General features: G+C 68.6%; 4 protein-coding genes and 1 pseudogene. All 5 read left to right on the top strand.

The annotated features are described in order from the left end of the window. Positions 1-219: pseudogene (locus H7007_RS00815) on the top strand (hypothetical protein); the annotation flags it as partial. 331 nt (positions 220-550) lie between these two features. Continuing rightward, a complete protein-coding gene (locus H7007_RS00810; protein ID WP_287152585.1) occupies positions 551-1849 on the top strand; it encodes a pyridoxal phosphate-dependent aminotransferase in 1299 nt (432 codons plus the stop codon). A gap of 202 nt (positions 1850-2051) precedes the next feature. Beyond that, complete coding sequence (locus tag H7007_RS00805) at positions 2052-3590, top strand: cobyric acid synthase (RefSeq protein WP_287152584.1); 1539 nt, start codon at positions 2052-2054, stop codon at positions 3588-3590. Between the two features lie 129 nt (positions 3591-3719). Beyond that, positions 3720-4901: a CapA family protein gene (locus H7007_RS00800; protein WP_287152583.1), complete on the top strand. Its 1182-nt coding sequence runs from the start codon at positions 3720-3722 to the stop codon at positions 4899-4901. Positions 4902-5152: 251 nt separating this feature from the next. Continuing rightward, positions 5153-5505, top strand: a 353-nt coding sequence (locus H7007_RS00795; protein ID WP_287152582.1) for a tRNA lysidine(34) synthetase, incomplete at its 3' end; no start/stop codon positions are given.

The raw sequence follows: 5505 nt of genomic DNA, 5'->3' as shown, positions 1-5505 counted from the left end.
GGGGCCCTGGGAATACGCCTGGGCGGGGCCAACCTTTACCGGGGCAGGAGGCGTGAGCTCCCGGAGATCGGGAAGGGAACCAGGGATGTGGGCCCGAATGAGGTCCGTGAGGCGGTCCGCCTGCTCAACACATCTTCCCATCTGGGCCTGCTCCTGGCCCTCGCAGCGGCCTGGCTGAGGGGGCGAAACAGGGTGAGGAGGGGGTGGTGGAATAAGTGAAGGACTTGCGCCTCCCATAAGGGTAGGCGGCTTAGCGAAGCGGGAAGCGAGGCGGGCTATCGGACATATTACAAGGGGTTGGGCCTGCGGGTCCCTGCTCTTCCGGGGAGTCACGACGCCTCCGGAAGTGGAGCGGGAGGGTGATGCGGGCTTGCGCTCGGGACGGATCGTCACCAAAAGCCCGCAGAGAGGCAGAGTTTGAGGAGGAGTGGACAACCGGTGCGGCGGGCGGGAAAGCCCAGGGGATGAGGTCGGGCGCTATCACGGCCCCCCCTTCCTCCCCGTGAAGGGAGAGGGGAACGGCGGTAAGGAGATCGGATCCGGAGGAGAAGTGGCGTATCGCGTTCCAAGACGTGACGGGGTTGGCGAGGAGACGCAAGTTGCCCCTCCCTCCCTGTTGTCCCCCTGTCCCCCCGGGGAGGGATCGAGCGTTACGGAGGGTGGGGACGGCGGGGAAGGAGGGGTACGGCGGCTTCCATATCATGGCGGGGACCTGGTGTGGGCCTCCCGGCGCTACGGGCTCCCTCCGGGTCGGTTCCTCGATTTCAGCTCCAGCGTCAATCCTCTGGGCCCCCCGCCCGCGGCGCTGAGGGCGGCCAGGGCGGCTTTGAGGAGGGCCGCCTACTATCCCGACCCCTTCTCCGGCGCGCTTCGGCGGGAACTCGCCGCGTGGCTGGGAATCGGCCCCGACCTTCTCACCCTGGGCAACGGCTCCACGGAGCTGATCCATCACCTGGTACGGTGCCGCTCCCCTCGCCGGGTGACCGTGGTCTCCCCGGCCTTCTCAGAGTACCGGCGGGCGGCGGAGGCGGCGGGATGCGAGGTGGAGGAGTTCCCGCTCTCCCCCGGTGACGGCTTCGCCCTGCCCATGGATGCCCTGGTTAGTGCGGCATCACGCTCGGAGATGACCTTCTTCTGCAATCCCGCCAGCCCCTCCGGAAAACTGTATTCTCGGACGGAACTCCTGTCCTTGCTGGAGGCCTGCCGGGACGCCGGGGGGCTTCTGGTGGTGGACGAGAGCTTCATGGGGTTCTGTCCGGACCGGGATAGGGAGAGGGCGACCATGATCCACCTGGCGGGCGAGGAGGGGCTGGTGATCATCTCCACCTTCACCAAGCTCTTCGCCCTGGCCGGATTGAGGGGACCCGGGTGGCTGGCGGGGACGAGAGGGCTTGTTGGGGAGCTGGAGGAGAAGGGGTTCCCCTGGAGGGTGAACGTCGCAGCGGAGGCGGCGGGACGGGCATGCCTGGGGGATGAGGGTTACCTGCGCAAGACGCGCGCCCGGGTGGGCGCCTGGAGGGAGGAGTTGGCTCGCGGGCTCCGGGAGGCGGGGCCCTTCCGGGTCTTTCCCGGTCACGCCAACTACCTGCTCCTGCGCCTCCCGGTGGAGGGCCCGCAGGCGGTAGCGGTGGTGGAGGGGATGGGAAGGCGGGGGGTCCTGGTCCGCTCCTGTCACGACTTCTCCGGCCTCGGGGAGGGTTTCATCCGGGTGGCGGTGCGCAGGAGGCGGGAGAACATGCGACTCCTCAGGCTGCTGCGCGAGACATGGTGTGAGGTGTCCGGACGGGGGCCGTCGCGCTCGGCCCCCGTGACCCGGAAGGTGAACGGAGGGCCTTCGTGGGCCTCATGAGGGGGAGGGGAGAGGTGAGCACTGGATCGCGGGGGCCGGAGGAGGGCGGGGCGCGAGAGGGCACAGCCTTGGTGCGGGGGGCGAATGAGCGCGGGCTCGCCGTCTCCCTCCGGCGCACCGCTTACCGGGTTTCCGGACCGGTGCCCGCACGGGGGGAGACGATGCCGGCATAAGAGGGAAGCCGAAAGGAGGTGGGTCGGGCGTGAGGCGATCTCGGGCACGCTGCCTTATGGTGCAGGGCACCTCCTCCCATGCCGGGAAGAGCGTTCTGGTGGCCGCCCTGTGCCGCATATTCGCCCAGGACGGATGGCGGGTTGCGCCCTTCAAATCCCAGAACATGTCCCTCAATTCCTACGTCACCGCGGAGGGAGGCGAGATGGGGAGGGCCCAGGTACTGCAGGCCCAGGCGGCGGGCATCCCCCCGCATACGGACATGAACCCCATCCTGCTCAAGCCCACCTCGGAGAAAGGAGCCCAGGTGGTCCTGAACGGGAGGGTGGCCGGCCACCTGGAGGCGGGGGATTATCACCGCGTGAAGCCGGACCTCCTGCCCCATGCCCTGGCCGCCCTGGACAGGCTGCGGTCCCGCTACGAGATAGTGGTCCTCGAGGGAGCCGGAAGCCCCGCCGAGGTCAACCTCAAGGACAGGGACATCGTCAACATGAGCATGGCCGTGGCCGCGGAGGCTCCGGTCCTCCTGGTGGGGGACATCGATCGCGGCGGGGTCTTCGCCTCCCTGGTGGGCACCTTGGAGCTCTTGGAGCCGGGCGAGAGGGAGATGGTGGCGGGACTGGTCATCAACAGGTTCCGGGGTGAGGAGGAACTTCTCCGTCCGGGACTCGGTTTCCTGGAGAGGAGGACGGGCAAGCCCGTGCTGGGTGTGATCCCCTACATCCGGGACCTGGGCCTGGAGGAGGAGGACTCGGTGAACCTCGAGGAGAGGGACGACGGACGGCGCCGGCCGTCCTCCCTCGACCGCCTGGACCTGGCCGTCATCCGTTTACCATACATTTCCAATGCCACCGATTTCCAGCCGCTGGAAAGGGAGTCCGGGACCGAGGTCCGTTACGTCGAGGACCCCCGGCACTTGGGGGTGCCCGACTGCGTCTTCCTCCCGGGGAGCAAGAGCGTGGGCTCCGACCTCTCTTTCCTCCGGAGGAGCGGCCTCGCCGCGGCGCTGATGCGCCTCGCCGTCAACGGGGTACCGGTGGTGGGGATATGCGGCGGTTACCAGATCCTGGGAAGGAGTATCGAGGACCCCGAGGGGGTGGAGTTCGGCCCCGGACGGGTGGAGGGGTTGGGGTTGCTTCCCGTGGACACGGTCATGGCCCGGGACAAGCAGACCCACCAGGTGAAGGCGGTGGCCGGGATGGAGGTTCCCTGGCTGGGCCTGAGCCCCAGCCACCCTCCGCTCACCGGTTACGAGATCCACATGGGAATATCACGCGTGGAGGGCGGGACACCGCTCCTCATCGTGGAGAGGGACGGGAAAAGGGTAAAGGTGGAGGACGGGGCGGTGCACGAGGAACTCCCCGTATTCGGGTGTTACCTGCACGGCATCTTCGAGAACCCCCACCTGAGGAAGGCTTTCCTGAACCACCTGAGGCGCCTCAGGGGCCTGGAGCCCCTTGGTGATTCCGGGGAATGGGATTCCCAGAGGGAGCGGTGTCTGGACCGCCTGGCGGAGGTGGTGCGCGGCTCCCTGGACATGGAAAGGATCTATTCCCTCCTGGGCCTTTGAGCGGATGGAGGGGTGGAGCGGGCATCCGCATGGGGATGCTGGGAGGGCGCCCGAAGCGGGGTTGGGTTAAGATTAAGATATTGCCGGGAGGAGGAGGAGGAGGACGGACACGAAAGGCGGGAGAGGAGGATGACCAGGTTCGTGCGGGGGCGACTGCGCAGGACGCTTGCCCGGCGGCAGGCGGCTTTCCTCACCGCCCTGACCCTCCTGGTAGTCCTCTCCTCGGTTCTGGTGTTCGTCGCCACCTCGCCCGGCAACGGAAACGGGGGAACGGCGGAAGTCAAGTCGGAGGAGGTGGCTTCGGAGGGGGAGAGGGAGGTCGCAGCGGAGAGGCCGGGCGCCGCGGTGGCGGTCACCCTGGGGCTGGGAGGAGACGTGACCTTCGCCCTGGAGATGGCCCAGCTGGTGGCGGCCTACGGGCCGGATTATCCCTGGCAAGGCCTGGGCAATCTTTTACGGGAGTACCGTTTCACGGCTGTCAACCTTGAGGGGCCCCTCTGCAGCCCCGTGCACGAAGCCAATAAGGACCAGCCCTTCTACCCCATGCGGGGCGAGGTATCCTGCGCCCCTCCCATGGCCGAGGCGGGAATAGACGCCGTGTCCCTGGCCAACGACCACGCCATGGATTTCGGCTCCCCGGGACTTGAGGAGGCCCTGAACGTCCTGCGCATGGCGGGGATGACGGCCGTCGGCGCCGGTTCCTCCCTCAGGGCGGCGCTGGAACCCGCCGTCCTCCGGGACGGGGAAGGCGGGGAGGTGGCCGTCCTCTCCTTCAGCGACGTGGGTCCCTCGTCCTACGCCGCGGGCGAGGACCGGGCAGGGGTGGCACCCGCGGAGGTGGCGGTGCTGGAGGAGGCCGTGCGCCGGGCGGCGGGGGAATACCCTTACGTGGTGGTCTTGTTGCACTGGGGAGAGATCGGGTCCGCGGAGGTCACCGCGAGGCAGCGTGAGCTGGCCGCCGCCTGCGCGCGGAGCGGTGCCGACCTTGTGGTGGGTTGCCACCCCCACGTGGTGCAGGGGATGGAGGTGATCGACGGGACCCCGGTCTTCTATTCCCTGGGCAACCTGGTCTTCTATTCCCAGAGCGAGGAGGGGAGGCGGGGCATCTTCCTGGGCTGCCGTTTCAGGGACGGCGGGCTGCAGGTGGTGGATGTATTTCCCGTCCTCATCGAGGCCGGGAGGCCGGGCCTCATGTCCGGCGCGGCGGCGGAGGATTTCCTCCGCGCCTGGTCGGAGAGATGCCCGGGGGTGGGGTTGGAGCTCTCGGAGGAGGGCGGGAGGACCTTCCTCCGCTGGACCCCCGGACAGTGAGCCGGAGGGGACGAAGAAGGGTTGGCGGCGGGGGGTCGGAGGAGCTGGCGCGCTTCCCATCCCCATTCCCGGCGGAATGGCCGGCTGCCATCCTCGGACCCCGGCGCCGGGTCTCCTCCGCGTCCGTCCGGGGCGGCGTTCGGATGCGGGCGGGCGCTCTCCTTGCAGGGGACAATTTACCGACCCTTCCCTGCCGATCCCTGGAGGGGCCGGGTGGGCGCAACGCCGGCGAAATTCGGAGGTTCGAACCCATGAGGTGGGAGAAAGAACGTTTCGCCGTCATCCAGCGGGTGCGCCGTACGGTGCGCAAGTGGGAGATGCTCCAGCCCGGGGACCTGGTGGTGGTGGCCGTTTCCGGGGGCGCGGATTCCCTGGTCCTTCTGGACGTCCTGGTCCAGATCGCGCCGCTCGAGGGGGTCTCCCTGCGTGTACTCCACGTGGATCACGGCCTGCGCCCCGAATCCGCCAGCGAGGCGGAGCGGGTGGAGGAGGTGGCACGTGGCTATGGGCTTCCCTTCCGCTCCGTGAGGGTGAAGGTGGAGTCTCCCGGCCCGCGGGGGCTGAGCCCGGAGGAGGCGGCCCGTGTGGCCCGCTACCGGGCGTA

It is taken from the genome of Candidatus Solincola tengchongensis (assembly GCF_015711935.1).
In the GTDB taxonomy this organism is placed as follows: Bacteria; Actinomycetota; Geothermincolia; order Geothermincolales; family RBG-13-55-18; genus Solincola_A; species Solincola_A tengchongensis.
The sequence above is the reverse complement of the archived record's forward strand: the minus strand, read 5'-3'. Positions and strand labels throughout refer to the sequence as shown.